The organism is Rhizobium sp. FY34, from assembly GCF_005222845.1.
GTDB lineage: Bacteria > Pseudomonadota > Alphaproteobacteria > Rhizobiales > Rhizobiaceae > Neorhizobium.
In genome coordinates this window covers 79,596-94,720 of the sequence record NZ_STFZ01000005.1, presented here as the reverse complement: position 1 = coordinate 94,720, position 15,125 = coordinate 79,596, and the positions used below count along the sequence as shown (strand labels likewise).

Genomic DNA, 15,125 nt, shown 5'->3' with positions numbered 1-15,125 from the left:
GGCTCAATCCTCCTTCTGGCGGCGGAACTGGATGACGGTGACAGCCAGAACCAGGAAGAAGAGAACAAGGGAGATCATGCTGGAATAACCGAGATCCCAGGAGATGAAGGCCTCATTGTAGATGTGGTAGACGAGAACCAGCGTCGAGGTGCCCGGCCCGCCTTGGGTGATCATATAGACCTGATCGAAGACCTTGAAAGACTGGATGGTGAGCATCACGGTGACGAAGAAGGTGGTGGGCGCCAGCTGCGGCAGGGTTACGTGGCGGAACTTCTGCCAGGCATTGGCGCCATCAAGCCCGGCTGCCTCGTAAAGCTCGGAATTGATGCCCTGCAGGCCGGCGAGATAGATCACCATATAATAGCCCATGCTCTTCCAGATGCCGAAGAGGATGACGGTGACCATGGCCCAATGCCTGTCGGCGGCCCAGCCGGGCAGGTTTTCCGGCGCAATACCCAGCGTATAGAGGATCATGTTCACCGGACCCATTTCCGGGTTGAAGATCATGTTCCAGACGACGGCGACGGCGACCAGCGAGGCAACATAGGGGAAGAACATGGCCGTGCGAAAGAAGTCGCGGCCGAAAATCTTCTGGTTCAGCAGAATGGCAAGCCCAAGCGCGCAGGCAAGCGTGGCCGGCACAGAGACGACGGTGAACACAATCGTGTTCCACAGGGCATCGATGAAGGCCTTGTCCTCGAACAGCCTCCAGAAATTGTCGAGACCTGCAAAGGTGATCGGGTTGGAGCCATCCCAATGCATGAAGGCCAGCGCAAAGGCAAACAGGATGGGCCCGAGCGTAAACACCGCAAAACCCAGAAAGTTCGGCGCAATGAAGGAATAGGCGATCAGCGCGTTTTCCACGCGCCGACGGCGCTTTGAAACCACCCGCAGCTTCTTCTTGCGCCCGGCCTGAACCGGGTTGTCCGACATGGTCGCATGTGCGATCGTCACCAGCATCCTCCCACGCTGCCTTATGTCTGCTTGCGAGCAGTTCGGCAGCCTGACCTCAATCAAAACCTGCGGACCCATCAGCATGGCGGCCCGCCTCCCTGACCTTTCAATAACACAAAATCTGCATTGGTCAAACAAGTTGAAGTGCAGTCAGACAAATATGCTGGAAACGTCAAAATAGGTATGATAGGCCTCGTTTTGCGGCGGTATGTGCGTCGCATCGGGGGAGTGCCGCGTGTTTGTCGAACGCAGGAAGGATCTGCCGGCCCATCTGGCGGATGTCATGTTGGATCAGGTCGAAAACCGGGTTGCCGATTGGGACTCCGTGCCGCAGCGCCATCGGGAAAGCCTGATCAAGGCCGGTGAGGCAGCGCTGTCGCAGCCCTGGTCGGTCATCCTTGCCTCCGATTATCGGACCTATTGCGAAAAAGGTGACCGCGCCGGTTTCGAGGCGCTCTATTTTGCGCGCCGCCTGATGCTGAACGATCTGGTCCTGGCCGAGAGGCTGGAAGGGGGAGGGCGGTTTCTGGATGCCATCATCGACGGCATTGTCCTGATCTGCGAGGAAAGCGGCTGGCAATTGCCGGCGCATAATTCCTATGAACGCGGCGGCGCGCGCCTGCCGCTTCCCGATCCCTTCGATCCGGTGGTCGATCTGTTTGCCGCCGAAACGGCGGCAATTCTGACAACGGCTCTTCAGCTGCTCTCCCCGCAACTCGATGCGGTCAGTCCGGCGATTGCCCGGCGCATCTTTGACGAGGTCGATCGCCGTGTCTTTAAGCCCTATCTGGCCCGGCATTTCTGGTGGATGGGTCACGGCGCGGAGCGGATGAACAACTGGACGGCCTGGATCACCCAGAATGTCCTGCTTGCCACCTTCGCGCTGCCGACATCGCAGGAGTTACGGCATGCTGTGCTGGACAAGGCGCTGGCAAGTCTCGATGCCTTTTTGAAGGATTATGCCGAGGACGGCGCCTGCGAGGAGGGCGTCGTCTATTATCGTCACGCAGCGCTTTGCCTGTTCGGTTCCATGACCATGCTGGATTGTGCAGCACCCGGCGTGTTTTCATCGCTCTGGAGAGAGCCGAAAATTCGCAATATGGCAGAATACATCTTGCATATGCATGTGGCGGGCGGTCACTACTTCAATTTTGCTGACAGCTCTGCCGTGGTGGAACCTTGCGGTGTGCGCGAATTCCTGTTCGGCAAGGCGGTGGGTTCCGAGCAGCTTGCAGCCTTTGCGGCGGGAGATTTCCAGCGCTGTGAAACGCCTCTGATGCCAAAGGAATGGAACCTCTGGTACCGCGTGCAGGCTGTCACATTGGCGAATTATCTGGACGCATGTAGACCGCCGCAGCTGCCGGTGCCGCGGGGTGACATTTTCTATCCCGGCATCGGACTTTTCATCGCCCGCGACGATATCTATGCGCTTGCCGTCAAGGGCGGCAATAATGGCGAAAGCCACAATCACAACGATGTCGGCAGTGTCACGCTCTACAAGCGGGGGCAGCCGCTGCTCATCGATATTGGCGTCGAGACTTATACGGCAAAGACCTTCTCGCCGCGCCGCTATGAAATCTGGACCATGCAGTCCGCCTTTCACAACCTGCCGAGCTTTGCCGGCGTGATGCAGGCTGATGGCGCGCAATTTGGCGCGCGCGATCTCGCCTTTGCCTTTGAGGATGCCGAAGCGCGGATCTCGATGGATATCGCCGGCGCCTATCCGAGTGAGGCGGGTCTGCGCTCCTATCGCCGCCGTGTAGTTTTGAAGCGCGGGCGTTGCGTGGAGATCCATGACGATCATGACGGGGATCAAGCGGCCGTGCTGTCACTGATGGTGCTTGTAGAGCCTGTTTTAACCCCGCAGGGGTTGCGGCTTGGCGATCTGGCCGATATTCAGCTGGCCGGGGCAGGTCCGCCCCTTATTGAACCCATTGTTATTACTGACGCGCGGCTGCGCCAATCCTGGCCGCAACAGGTTTTTCGCGTGCTGGTGCCGCTTGCCGGGCCAGCGCTGAAACTGACAATCATCTAGGGAGAGAAAGAAGATGCAGTTGATCCTCAAGGTGATCGATTCTGCCGGAGCGGTGAAGGCTGAGGCTGTGGGCGATGACGAGCTGTTTCTCGTCTACAGCGCCGCCTATGAGGAGGGCGACCGTCTCGTGGTTGCCGCCTCCGAACCCGGCTATATCGGGCTTTCGCTTGATGCGGCCCTTGCGCCGGCCATTCTCTTCATGCCGCAATCGCCTTTCACATTCCCCATTCCTTTCGGCGAAAAGCGCATGCCCTATGCGCCACAGGCCTTTTTCGGCACGCTTCATCGCCTGCATGTGCGGGTGGCCGCGCCCTGTGAGGTCGCAGCCCGGCGCAATCTTGCCTTCAATCCGGTCGATCACCATGGCAATGACGCGCTCTATCCGCATGCGAAAGCCAATGTGGAAACGCGCGGCGAGGCGCAATTTGCGGCGCGAAATGCCATTGATGGCGAAAAAGCCAGCTTTGATCACGGCTCCTGGCCGTTTACCAGTTGGGGCATCAACCGCGATCCGCAAGCCGCGATCACCATCAATTTTGGCCGCACCGTCGAGGTCGACGAGATCGTGCTCTACCTGCGCGCCGATTTCCCCCATGATGCCTGGTGGAACAGCGCAAGTGTTACCTTTTCCGATGGTGAGACGCTTCGTTTCGATCTCGTCAAATCGGGTGCGGCGCAACGCTTTCCGATCCCGGCACGCCAGATCGAATGGCTGCGGCTGCATGATATGGTGAAGGCGGATGATCCGTCGCCCTATCCGGCCCTGACGCAGATCGAGGCCTGGGGACGGGATCTCTGATCTGTCGGGCGGGGATCAGCTGTTGGCGAAGCCCCGCAGATCGCGCAGGAGGTCGCGGTAGCGCAATTGGCTGCCGCGCAGGTGATCTTGCATGGCGGCGCGCGCCGCCTTCTCGTCACCATCGGAAATGGCCAGCACCACGGCTTCGTGCTCCTTGTGGATCAGCCGGCGATAGGCTGTCTGGTCTGCGGCGCGATTGTCTGCTACCACTTTCGATTGTGGGATGGCGGCCGGTCCGTGCAGCTGTAGAAACTGGGTGAAGAGCGGATTGTTGGTCGCGGCAGCAATGGCCATGTGCAAAGCCAGATCCGCATCGCGGATCGACTGGTCGGCCTCAATGCAGTGCAGAACCTGCGCATGGCAGCCGAAGATCGCTTCCTCCTGGGCGGGAGAGCGACGCTGCGCGGCAAGTCCTGCCGCCTCGATTTCCAGCGGCGTTCGCACTTCCAGCACCTCCAGATCGGACGATATCCGGGCGCGATCAAGTTTCGGTGCTTCAATCTCCGGCGCCTCTGCCCTCAGAACGAAAATGCCGGCGCCCTGGCGCACATCCACGAGCCCATCGCAGCGCAGCGCCGTTACTGCCTCGCGGATCACCGTGCGGCTGACGCCATGGGTTTCCGTCAGCTCTATTTCACTCGGAAGCCTGTCGCCCGGTGCGTAGGTGCCGTTCAGAATTGCCTGGCGCAGGCTGCTCTCCACCTTTGCCACCAGCGAGCCGGTCGCGCGGCCGCGTGTCTTTGTCTGCACCGTCACGCGTTTCCCCTCGTCGATCTGACTGTCGATCCACCACGATTGCCGACACTTCGTGCATCGGCATAAATAATCTGTATGATGAATTTGAATTTTGTTCAATGTCGTTTGGCCAATTTCGTAATGTGTCGGACGAATGCTATTGGATGCAATCATCCGGGGAAGCATGAGGCCTCTCCCTTGGGTGTGGCGCTGGCGTGCATATCGTTATGCTCTAATTAACTCGGATATGCGATGAAAGGCAGCAACGCGATGATCGGGGCCAAATCGTTAGATGCAGGAAAAGGTAGATTTCAGAGATTGGGGCAGAAAGGTCTCAGATCTTCTCAGGGTTCCCAATAATAATCCTCTGCTGAGCCTTGCCCAGTTTGAAGCCTTTTCAAAGCAGGTGCCGCTCCTTTACTTTATCCTTGTGACCAACATGGCCGCGCTCGCCTGGACGCATGCCGGAAAGGCGCCGTTCTGGCTTGTGGTTGTTGTGCCTTCAGCCTTCTCCTTGCTGTGTCTTGTGCGCACTGTCGGCTGGGCGATACGTCGCCGTACAAAGGTCACGGCACAAGAAGCTTACCGGCGTCTGCGCATCACCAATATCCTTGCGGGACCAATCGCTGCTTTCTGCACCGGCTGGTCGCTGGCGCTTCTGCCCTATGGCGATGCGCATCAGCAGGCGCATGTGGCCTTCTTCATGGCCATTACCGTCATCGGCATTATCTTCTGCCTGATGCATCTGCGTTCGGCGGCACTGATCGTTTCGGTCGTCGTCAATGTCCCGTTTCTCATCGGCATGCTGGTTCTGGGCGAGCCGACCTTCATCGCCACCGGCGTGAATGTCGTGCTGGTGACCATTGCCATGATCGCTATTCTCATGACCCATTACCGCGATTTTCGCCAGCTGAACGAATCCCGTCAGGTGCTGATGGCGCAGCAGGATGCCCTGCATGAGCAGAACCGCGCCATGCAGGCTCTTTCCAACGAAAACCTGCGGCTGGCAAATCTCGATAGCCTGACCCTGCTGGCCAATCGACGCAGCTTTTTCCATTTCCTGGAAACGGCCTTCTGCCATGCCAGCGCAAGCGGCGAAAAACTGGCTGTCGGCGTGATCGACCTGGATGGCTTCAAGCCGATCAATGACATGTACGGCCATGCGGCCGGCGACAAGGTTCTGGTCGAAGTCGGCCATCGGTTGAATGATTTTAACAAGGATGGCGTCACAATTTTCCGTCTGGGCGGCGACGAATTCGGCATCCTGAAGACTGGCGAATGCAGCGAGGCTTCCCTCGCTGCGCTGGGCCAGGCGCTGTGCGATGTGATTGCCGACCCCATCAATGTCGGTTCCGGCGTCGTTCAGGTGACCGGCTCACTCGGCATTGCCATTTACCCCGATGTCGGCGCAAGCGGACAGGATCTCTATGAGCGCGCCGATTACGCGCTCTATGCCGCCAAGCGCTTTCAGCGTGCCGGCGTCGTCATCTTCAACACTGTGCAGGCCGAAACGCTCAATCGCCAGAAGCGGGTGGAAGAAGTGCTGCTGGCTGCTGACCTCGATGCAGAACTGCATCTGGCCTTCCAGCCGATTTTCGAGATGGTGACCCGTCGCCCGGTCGGCTTTGAGGCGCTGGCGCGCTGGAACAGCCCGATTCTCGGTGCCGTTTCGCCGGCGGAATTCATTCCCATTGCGGAGCACAATGGTCGCATTGGCCTCATCACCCGCAAACTGCTGGCTCTGGCCTTGGTGGAGGCCAGCAATTGGCCGTCGCCGGTCTATCTGTCCTTCAATCTGTCACCGCATGATATTGCCACGCCGGAAAACATTCTGCGGATCGTTGCTATCGTTGAAAAGAGTGGCTTTGATCCCTGCCGTATCAGTTTCGAGATCACCGAAACCGCCGTTATCCACGATCTGGAGCAGGCGGCGAGCGCATTGACGTTGCTGCGCAGTCTTGGCTGCGGGATTGCCCTGGATGATTTTGGCACCGGCTATGCCAGCCTCAACCATGTGCACCGCCTGCCTTTGTCGAAAATCAAGATCGACGCCTGTTTCGTCAAAAATGTCGATCAGCGGCCTGCCAGTGCGCAGATCATCCGCTCTATGTTGAGCCTATGCAGCGAACTGGGGCTTGGCACGATCGTAGAAGGCGTTGAGACGGAAGAGGAACTCGCCGTCCTGAAAAATATTGGCGTCGAATTTGTCCAGGGCTTCCACTTTTCCCGTCCGCTCCCGGCCAATACTGCGCGCGATCTGGTTCTGTCCGATATGGCCTCCCAGCAGGTGGCCTGAACCGGCGGAGATATTGTCCCTCAGTGTTGTGCGCCTGATGTCGCAAGCCGCAGACCCGCTGCATCAAACAGGTGGATGGGGGCTGCGTCCAAACCGAGACGGATGGTGTCGCCGCTGGTCAGCAACCGCTGGCCGGGCACGATCGCCAGCATTTTCTGCCCCAGTGTTTCGGCATGAATGACAGTTTCCGATCCGAGCGCCTCGACCATCCGCACCTTTGCCTCTATTCCCGCAGTTCCCGTGGCAAGCGCGATGTGCTGCGGCCGGATGCCGAGCGTGACCCGATCTCCAACCCTGACCTCAGTTGATGCCACCGGCACGGCAATCAGGCTGCCATCGTCGGCGCGAATGGTCGTTCCGTCTGCTGTTGCACCCAGAACCTCGCCCTCGATGAAATTCATGTGCGGCGCGCCGATGAAGCCCGCCACGAAACGGTTAGCCGGCGCATTATAGAGATCAAGCGGCGTGCCGACCTGTTCGATGCGGCCGGCGCGCATGACAACGATGCGGTTGGCGAGTGTCATCGCCTCCACCTGGTCATGTGTCACATAGATCATCGTGGATTTCAGCCGCGCATGCAGCGCGGCAATCTCGGCACGAGTGGAAACGCGCAGTTCCGCATCGAGGTTGGACAGCGGCTCATCGAGCAGGAAGGCCGTCGGGCGGCGCACGATAGCCCGGCCGATTGCCACGCGCTGGCGCTGGCCGCCGGACAATTGCCCCGGACGCCGGTCCATATAGCTGTCGATTTCCAGCATTCGAGCGGCTTCGCCAATCCGCTCGGCAATCTCGGCCTTGGCCATGCCGGAATTTTCAAGCCCGAAGGCAAGGTTCTGGCGCACGGTCATATGCGGATAAAGCGCATAGGACTGGAAGACCATGGCAAGGCCGCGATCTGCGGCAGATACATCATTGACGCGCTCGCCCTTGATGAAAAGATCGCCGCCGGTGACCTTTTCAAGGCCGGCAATGACGCGCAGCAAAGTGGACTTGCCGCAGCCGGACGGCCCGACGAAGACGACGAATTCGCCCTCCTCGATCGACAGGTTGATGTCATGCAGGACATGCACTGCGCCATAGGCTTTCTGGATATTGGTGAGAGTGATGCTACCCATGATCGGATCCTATTTCAGCCCGGAGCCGGCAATGCCGGTGGTGATGAAGCGCTGCAGGAAGATGAAGACCAGCACGACCGGGATCATCGTCACCACCGTCATCGCCAGGATATAGTGCCATTGAACGTTGAGTTCGCCGGAATAGATGCTGAGGCCTACCTGCAGCGTGTAAAGTTCGCGCCGCGACAGAACGATCAGCGGCCAGAGAAAATCATTCCAGCGCCAGACGACCGAGAAGATGGCAAGCACCGCCAGCGCCGGTGCCGTGAGCGGCAGGATGATGCGCCAGTAGATCTGCCATTCCGAGGCCTTGTCCATGCGGGCTGCATCGATCAACTCGTCAGGGATCGTCAACATATACTGGCGCAGGATGAAAACGCCGGTCGGTGTCGCTACCGTCGGCAGAATGACGCCCCAGAGATTGTTGAACAGGCCGACCGTCGAGATGATCGAATAGAGCGGCACGAGGATGACCGAAAGCGGCACCATCAGTGTGGCGAGGATCACCAGCATGGCGGCATTGCGGCCCTTGAACTCGTATTTCGACAGGGCGAATGCCGCCATGGAATTGACGATGAGGGTGATCAGCGTGGCCGTGACCGTGACGAAGACGGAGTTCCACAGATACTGGACGAAATCGAACTGGGTAAAGGGCTTTGTGTAGTTTTCCGTCGCAAAGGCGATTTCCCGCACCGGCTGACGATCCGCAATATTGACGCGGATGATCTGGCCCGGCGCTTTCGGATCGACCATCTGGGCGACAATGCCGACGCGGCGCACTTCTGCCAGAACCTGTGTCGAGCCATCCGGCATTTTCGCCTCAAACAGCGCAAGCGGTTTCTCATAGCCATCCACTTTCACCTGTTGTGTCACGTAAGGCAGGATGCTTGGCGGAAACTCGGCCAGTGCGGCCGGTGTCTTGAAGGAGGAGAAGGTGAGCCAGACGGCCGGTCCGAACATGACGATCAGGCCGCCGATCAGCCAGACCCAGGTGACGATATCGGTCCAGTGCCAGCCCTTGCCGCCCTTGCGGCGGGTGAGGAAGCCCCTTGCATTGCCCATCAGCGTTTCCCCTTGGCTTCGTTTTTGCGGCCCACGCCAAGCTGGATCAGCGTCAGCACCACCAGAACAAGCCCCATCAGAATGGAGGCGGCGGCGGCCAGGCCGGCATTGCGTGGCTGTGATACGAAGCCCGTTTCGTAGATATATTGCGTGAGAAACAGCGTACTGGTGCCCGGTCCGCCGCCGGTGAGGATGAAGACTTCATCAAACACCTGTACGGCCTTGATCAGCGCCAGAACCACGACGACCAGCAGGTTCGGCATCAGAAGCGGCAGCGTGATGCGCCAGAAAATGCGGGCAGGTCTGGTGCCATCCATCTGGGCCGCCTCATAGAGATCCTTCGGGATCGCCTGCAAGCCTGCAAGCAGGATCAGCGTATAAAAGCCCATATGCGCCCAGATCGATACGCCGACCGCCGCGCCAAAGGCAAAACCGCGATCGGATAGCCATGTGTGGGGCTCAAAGCCGAAGGGCAGAAGGGTGAAATTCAACAGGCCCTGACGCTGCAGGATCCATTTCCAGATGAGCCCGACAACGACCGGCGACAGAAGCACGGGAAAGAAGAAGACCGCGCGCCAGAAGGAGCGGGCCGCCAGTTCCCGGTTGAGGATCAGCGCGGTGATCAGCGAGGCAAGGATCATCAGTGTCACCTGCAGCACGACGAACCAGAACGTGTTGTCGAGGGAGGTCCAGAAGGCATCCTCCTGGCAGGTCATGGCATCCAGGTAGTTTGCGCAGTTAAACAGCTGGCGGTACTGATCAAGCCCGACAAAGCTGCGTTCCGAGAGAAACAGCGCCGTGCCACCGGTCAGCGAATAGACGATGTTGATGACGATCGGCAAAAGCACGAACATGCCGAAGATCAGCATGTTGGGCGCGAGGAAAAACAGCGCCATGCCGCCAATGCCCGTGCGTTTCTGCCAGGCGCGCAAGGGTTTGTCCGCCAGTCCCATGATCAGATGCACCGGGGCAAGGGCAAGGCCTGCCAGCCTGTCCATCGGGCTTGCGGATGCTTTCGGTTCGAGTGAACCTTTGGGGGAACCGGATGGGGCCATGGCCATCTTCCTTCAGGCGTCGGGGCGCCCATCTGCCGGGCGCGCAGGATCAAAGGCATGGCCGCCCCCGAAGCATCGAAGGGAGGGCGGCCAGCCATAGCGCAGGAAAGATCAGAGACCGGAGGCCTTCACCTTGTCGGCCACATCGCTGTCGATGCGGGTAAAGGCTTCCTCTGCCGTCATTTCACCGGCCACCGCCTGGGCGGTGCGGGTGACGATGGCGCCGTACAATGTGTCGGACCAGCGCCAGCCGGGCATTTTCTGCGCGGCATCGGCCGTCGATTTGCTAGCGCCGACAAAGGTATTCAGCGCATCCTTCACCAGCTGGCTATCGCTCTTGAAGCTGACACCCTTGGCGATAACGCCCTTGTGCGCCGGCAAGAACAGCGTGCGCTCGGAGAATTCCTTCACCACGGTTTCGCTGGAGAGATACTCCATCACCTTGGCAACATCCTTCGGGTTCTTGGTGTATTTCACCGCCACCAGAGCCGCGCCGCCGGGAAGGCCGGTACAGGATGTCGGCCCGCAGGGGCTGCCGGTTGCCACCCAATCGAAATTGCTGCCGATCTTCTTGGCGAAGTTCGGGATCTGCCACGAACCGGCATAGTAGAAGGCAACCTGGCCATTGATGAAATCATCTGCTGCTGCCCGGTAGGACTGGCCGGCGGCCGAGACCCAGACATCCTTCGACATGGTACCATCCTTGGTCCAGCCGATGAACTGGCCGAGATAGGCCTTGGCGCCCGCATCGAGCTTGGCTGGCTTGCCATCTGCGCCGACATAATTTGCGCCATAGGAGATGTTGGGGGCGGTGATGCGGTGGCCGGAACGGTCCAGCGCCATGGGATAGGGGATCTGCTGGCTGGCTGCGACCTTCTTGGCGGCGGCGGCCCATTCCGCCCAGGTGGCCTTGGGGCCGGGCAGGGCAACGCCGGCCTGCTCGAACAGCGTCTTGTTGGCAAAGCCGCCGGTCAGCGTCAGCTGCGTCATGAAGCCGGAAATCTGGTTGGAACCATCGGGCCGCATCCAGTCGGCATTGGCGCCGAAATTCTCGTCCCAATAGGCGGCGTTGGAGACGAGCGGACGCAGATCCAGCCAATGCTTGGCAAGGTCCTTGATCGCCGTGACACGGGCAATGTCTGGCCCGTTGCCGGCTTCCAGCTGCACGGGCAGCTGCTCCTTGATGACGCTATAGGCAACATTGTCGACGATGACGTTGATACCGGGATTGTCCTTCATGAACCGGCTGACGAGATCCTGGAAGACCTCGCCCTCGATGCCGTCGGAATACCACATGATGCGAACGTCGCCGGCATGGGCCGTGGTTGTCATCAGCGTAAGCGCCGATGCCGCAAGAAGCGATTTCAATGCCATGGTCTTTCCTCCTCCAAAAGGGCAGGTCCTCCACCCGCCCGGTTTCGCTCAAAGGTCGATTGCCTCGCCCTTGACCGTATAGTCTGCGCGCCGGATGATCCGGCCTTCAGCCTCCACTGAACCATCCGCCTTAAACCGCACGGTGCCATAATCGGGATCTTCGATGACAAACGTTCCGTCCTCGCCGGCCTGGACCGCAAGCGAACCGTAACGCGCCTCCACCGCACTCAAGTCCTCGCCCTCGGTCAGTCGTACGATCCAGCGCGTGCGCCGGCCGGCAATGCGCAGTTCGGCACCGGCGGATGGGCCATGGTCTACCGGCTGAAGCGTGCCGCTGCCGATCAGAAGTGCCACGCCCTTGCCGCTGCGAGCCAAGGCCATGTGGCCCGAAACGCGGCTTTCCTCGAATTCCGCTTGCGGGAACCAGGCATGCGAAAATTCCGGCTGGTCCTCGTGCAGGGCAAAATCGACGACTGTGAGGCCGCGATACTGTTGCACCCGTGGCACTGTTCCGCAACCGCCCCAATAGGACGGGCGGCCATAGCCGAGCTGGATGATCTCGCCCGGATGATTGATGAAAATGGTGGCTTCCGGTTTCTCGCCGATGCGCAGATGCAGCACGGTTTCCTGATAGCCCCAATCGCCCCAGCGATAATGGACGGCCGATCCCATGGCGAAATGCTGGCCCTTGTAGTGGTAAAGTGCGGCAAAACTGTTTTCGCCTTGCGCAAACCGCCATTCCTGATGCGCCTCGCGCCGGTGGTCGGCGATCGATTGCAGTTCTTGCGGAATAGTCAGTCCATGATCACGCAGGCATACGGCCATTTGTGGCAAGGCATGCACACGCCTTCCATACCAGCCCTTGCCCCAGAGAAGACGGGCAAGGCCCGACAATTCCAGCGAACGTCCGGCGCAGAGCGTGTGCTCATAAGACCGCCCTTGAGCTGCCGTCAGCATGCCGTGATGGGCAGAGCGCGCAACGATTTCACACAGCCGCACGATGCCAGCCTTGGCGCGCTCGGCAATATCGGTATCGGGCGACAGGGCGGCAAGTGCGGTCAGGCCCTTCAGATCGATCGGGAAATAGGGCGCCGAATTGAATTCCGCCATTTCGAAGTGTTCGAAATGGTCGAGCCAGGTGCGCACGCGGGCGGCACCGATCCGCGACTGCTCGGCACCCTTGCGGCCGCACCGGGTAAAGGTCTCTTCCGGCAGAAGATGACCGGCGAGATAGCAGGATGTGTGGAAGAGCAGCGCGTGGTTTTCAGAAAAGTACCACTGCACGTCATTGCCCGGCTCATCCATCCAGTAGCGATAGGCAAGGATTGCCTTATCGATGCGGGTGCGCGTCTTTTCCCCGATATCGGCGCCCCAGACCATGCGCGACCAGAGGAGCGGTACCAGCGAGAAATCGGCGCAATCGTGGCAATCCTCGATGCTCGGCAGGATTTCCTCGATGATCGCGTCGGTTTCAGGCCCGGCACGCCCGCTGGCAAGGCGGGCAAAGGCCGAGACCGTGTCGCGCTCGGAGTGTTCTGAAATGGCGTCGAGCGTTTCGCGGATACGCTCTTTAAGCGTCTCCGGCGCGTCACCCTGGCTCTCTGCATGGCAGATTTCAACGCCAAGCGGTCGGGCGGCGACAAAGCCGCCAGCATCGAGCGTGATGCGGAAATGGCGGAAATCGGCCGGCGCCTGCTCGGCGGGGCCGAGATTGAGGCTTAGTGCACCGGCTTCAAGCGTGAAATCATGGTCGAAGCGCTCGCGCGACATGAAATCGCCCTCGACCGCCACATTGACCTTGACGGCAACCGGCAGGGGTTCTGCAAATTTCAGCGTGATATCGCCGGAGAAATAGGCCGGGCGATCGAGATGCATGCCCTCAAGTGCCGCTTCGATACTGTTGGCCACCGACCCTTCGACCGGCACCGGAACAGCAACATTCACAGCCGGTCCCGACAGATAGTCGAACTGGTAGAAATAGCGCGCGTCGCGCTCGGCCAGATCATCGAAGAACAGCGTGATCTCGTTGAGGCCGGCCTTCAGCGGCAGATCGAACTCCTGTCTGGTTTCCAGATTGCGGCCATAGGGCGCCATCCAGCCGATTTCCTCGCCATTGAGGAAGAGTATCGCACCGCCGCAGGTGCCAAGGCGAATTCTGGCCGTGCCGGCCTCAGACGCCTCCAGATGGGTGCCGGCCCAGGTGGCAAGCCGTGTGGGGCGAAACCAGAAGCCGGAGAGATCGACGCGCGGCGAGGAAAATGGCAGCCACCAGCGGGTCGCCTCGAAGCGTCCGCGCACATCCGGGCGTTTGTTGCGGAAGGTTTCGGCAAAGATCGTCCGGCACGGATATTCGTGCGGAATGAAGTTCTTGTGCTTGGTGAGGAAGAAGAAGGGGTCCATCTCGCCCTTCATCGGTTGGTCCTGCGTATCGAAACGCTCTTCCATCAGCGCGCCAAGCTGCCAGTAGCGCACGGGCTCACCGGCATTGAGGGGCTTCTTCATCCAGGTCTGTTCTGTGCTCATTTCAGATCCGCCACGGCCACGGGTGCCACATCATGATAGTTTTTGGTTTCGCCGGTCATGCCGCCGCCACTCTTGCATCGACATGCGACAGCGCTTCCGATAGGCAGAGGATCGACAGCGCCTGGCCATAGCCTGTGGGCTGGATCGGAATGTCGCGGTAAAATTGCAGGTCATGGCCCATGCGTGTGCCATAGGAGACGTTCAGCACCGTGCCCGTCTCATCGATATTGCGCATGACGAATTCCACCGCCTTCAGGCCCGCCTCGCGCCAGGCCGGCGTGCCAAGCCCCAGCCGGTAGCCCTTCAGAAGGCCATAGCCGATGCCGGCCGTTGCCGAGGTTTCCTCGTAGGATGTCGGATCGTCGAGCAGGGTGCGCCAGGCGCCGCTTGCCGCCTGCAGTGGCAAAAGTGCATTCACCTGCGCTGTCAGCACGCCGAGCAGGAAGTCCTTGATCGGCTGGGGAAGTGTGGCCAGATCGAAGAGGTCGAGAATTCCGGCAGTGATCCAGGCATTGCCGCGCGCCCAGCGTGCACGGGCAAAATTGTGCCGCCCGTTAAAGGTCCAGCCATGGAACCAGAGACCGGTTTCGATGTCGCAGAGATAGCGGGCATGCACGAGAAACTGGCGGGCGGCTTCATCCACCAACTCACGCCTGCCGCTTGCTTGGCCATAGGAGGCGAGAAACAGCGCGACCATGTAGAGCGTGTCGTCCCACAGTTCGCCGTCATTGACCTTGTCGGAAACGTGGTGCTCGAAGGCGCCTTCCTCGGTGCGGCCCATTTCGGCCATCACCCGGTCTGCCCATTGGTCGAGCGGGGCCTTCCAGCGCGGGTCGCGTGTCTGGCGCCAGAGAACGGAGAGGCCGAGCATCGGCGCTGTCGTGTTGACATTGAGACCGGGCAGGCCGGCCGCAATTTGCCTGTCGTACCAGGCCTCTATCATCACCTTCAGGTCGTCGCGACCGGTGATCTGCCAAAGGCGGATCATGCCATAGAGACCAACGCCCTGCGGCCATTCCCAGCTGTCGAAGGATATGTAGTCGCCTGCCGTGCCGTCGAGATTGGGCTCGTGGAACCGGCCATCATGTTTCAGGCCGGTCATGCCGGCGACCAGCCGATCAAGATCGGCAAGAATGGCGGAACCATTCAGGGTCATGCAGTCCTCCCATGCGGCCGC

The 15,125-nt window shown here is 60.0% G+C and carries 11 protein-coding genes; 3 read left to right on the top strand and 8 right to left on the bottom strand.

The features are described from left to right. Positions 1 to 3: 3 nt before the first annotated feature. Positions 4 to 960, bottom strand: coding sequence for a sugar ABC transporter permease (locus E8M77_RS02455; RefSeq protein ID WP_137129023.1), 957 nt, complete (start codon positions 958 to 960; stop codon positions 4 to 6). 277 nt (positions 961 to 1,237) lie between these two features. Between E8M77_RS02455 and E8M77_RS02450 the strand changes: the two genes are divergently transcribed. Next, complete coding sequence (locus tag E8M77_RS02450; RefSeq protein ID WP_137129179.1) at positions 1,238 to 2,989, top strand: heparinase II/III family protein; 1,752 nt, start codon at positions 1,238 to 1,240, stop codon at positions 2,987 to 2,989. Between the two features lie 13 nt (positions 2,990 to 3,002). Further along, positions 3,003 to 3,788, top strand: coding sequence for a discoidin domain-containing protein (locus E8M77_RS02445; RefSeq protein WP_137129022.1), 786 nt, complete (start codon positions 3,003 to 3,005; stop codon positions 3,786 to 3,788). Between the two features lie 15 nt (positions 3,789 to 3,803). Here E8M77_RS02445 and E8M77_RS02440 read toward each other — a convergent pair whose 3' ends face one another. Continuing rightward, on the bottom strand, positions 3,804 to 4,544 hold the full coding sequence (locus E8M77_RS02440) for a FadR/GntR family transcriptional regulator (RefSeq protein WP_246659098.1): 741 nt from the start codon (positions 4,542 to 4,544) through the stop codon (positions 3,804 to 3,806). Positions 4,545 to 4,962: 418 nt separating this feature from the next. Here E8M77_RS02440 and E8M77_RS02435 point away from each other — a divergent pair, with 418 nt between their 5' ends. Beyond that, on the top strand, positions 4,963 to 6,819 hold the full coding sequence (locus E8M77_RS02435) for an EAL domain-containing protein (protein ID WP_246659097.1): 1,857 nt from the start codon (positions 4,963 to 4,965) through the stop codon (positions 6,817 to 6,819). Positions 6,820 to 6,839: 20 nt separating this feature from the next. On the opposite strand, the gene ugpC is transcribed toward E8M77_RS02435, so the two are convergent. The 6 genes from ugpC to E8M77_RS02405 all read right to left on the bottom strand — a co-directional run bounded on the left by ugpC (position 6,840) and on the right by E8M77_RS02405 (position 15,104). After that, positions 6,840 to 7,934 (bottom strand): sn-glycerol-3-phosphate ABC transporter ATP-binding protein UgpC, encoded by a 1,095-nt coding sequence (ugpC, locus tag E8M77_RS02430; RefSeq protein WP_137129020.1) that lies wholly within the window; start codon positions 7,932 to 7,934, stop codon positions 6,840 to 6,842. Positions 7,935 to 7,943: 9 nt separating this feature from the next. Then, positions 7,944 to 8,996: a carbohydrate ABC transporter permease gene (locus E8M77_RS02425; RefSeq protein ID WP_137129019.1), complete on the bottom strand. Its 1,053-nt coding sequence runs from the start codon at positions 8,994 to 8,996 to the stop codon at positions 7,944 to 7,946. Further along, positions 8,996 to 9,994, bottom strand: coding sequence for a sugar ABC transporter permease (locus E8M77_RS02420; RefSeq protein WP_137129177.1), 999 nt, complete (start codon positions 9,992 to 9,994; stop codon positions 8,996 to 8,998). Before E8M77_RS02420 ends, E8M77_RS02425 begins: the two co-directional genes overlap by 1 nt. Before the next feature lie 168 nt (positions 9,995 to 10,162). Then, positions 10,163 to 11,425, bottom strand: a complete 1,263-nt coding sequence (locus E8M77_RS02415) for an ABC transporter substrate-binding protein (RefSeq protein ID WP_137129018.1) — start codon at positions 11,423 to 11,425, stop codon at positions 10,163 to 10,165. Between the two features lie 48 nt (positions 11,426 to 11,473). Continuing rightward, a complete protein-coding gene (locus tag E8M77_RS02410) occupies positions 11,474 to 13,948 on the bottom strand; it encodes a hypothetical protein (RefSeq protein ID WP_137129017.1) in 2,475 nt (824 codons plus the stop codon). 55 nt (positions 13,949 to 14,003) lie between these two features. Continuing rightward, positions 14,004 to 15,104 (bottom strand): glycoside hydrolase family 88 protein, encoded by a 1,101-nt coding sequence (locus tag E8M77_RS02405; RefSeq protein ID WP_137129016.1) that lies wholly within the window; start codon positions 15,102 to 15,104, stop codon positions 14,004 to 14,006. Positions 15,105 to 15,125: the final 21 nt, after the last annotated feature.

What these genes read in the sequence shown, in the direction of transcription:
- E8M77_RS02455 (WP_137129023.1), bottom strand. Translation starts at nt 960, where the DNA reads ATGCTGGTGACGATCGCACATGCGACCATGTCGGACAACCCGGTTCAG.
- E8M77_RS02450 (WP_137129179.1), top strand. Translation starts at nt 1,238, where the DNA reads ATGTTGGATCAGGTCGAAAACCGGGTTGCCGATTGGGACTCCGTGCCG.
- E8M77_RS02445 (WP_137129022.1), top strand. Translation starts at nt 3,003, where the DNA reads ATGCAGTTGATCCTCAAGGTGATCGATTCTGCCGGAGCGGTGAAGGCT.
- E8M77_RS02435 (WP_246659097.1), top strand. Translation starts at nt 4,963, where the DNA reads ATGGCCGCGCTCGCCTGGACGCATGCCGGAAAGGCGCCGTTCTGGCTT.
- ugpC (WP_137129020.1), bottom strand. Translation starts at nt 7,934, where the DNA reads ATGGGTAGCATCACTCTCACCAATATCCAGAAAGCCTATGGCGCAGTG.
- E8M77_RS02425 (WP_137129019.1), bottom strand. Translation starts at nt 8,996, where the DNA reads ATGGGCAATGCAAGGGGCTTCCTCACCCGCCGCAAGGGCGGCAAGGGC.
- E8M77_RS02420 (WP_137129177.1), bottom strand. Translation starts at nt 9,994, where the DNA reads ATGGACAGGCTGGCAGGCCTTGCCCTTGCCCCGGTGCATCTGATCATG.
- E8M77_RS02415 (WP_137129018.1), bottom strand. Translation starts at nt 11,425, where the DNA reads ATGGCATTGAAATCGCTTCTTGCGGCATCGGCGCTTACGCTGATGACA.
- E8M77_RS02410 (WP_137129017.1), bottom strand. Translation starts at nt 13,948, where the DNA reads ATGAGCACAGAACAGACCTGGATGAAGAAGCCCCTCAATGCCGGTGAG.
- E8M77_RS02405 (WP_137129016.1), bottom strand. Translation starts at nt 15,104, where the DNA reads ATGACCCTGAATGGTTCCGCCATTCTTGCCGATCTTGATCGGCTGGTC.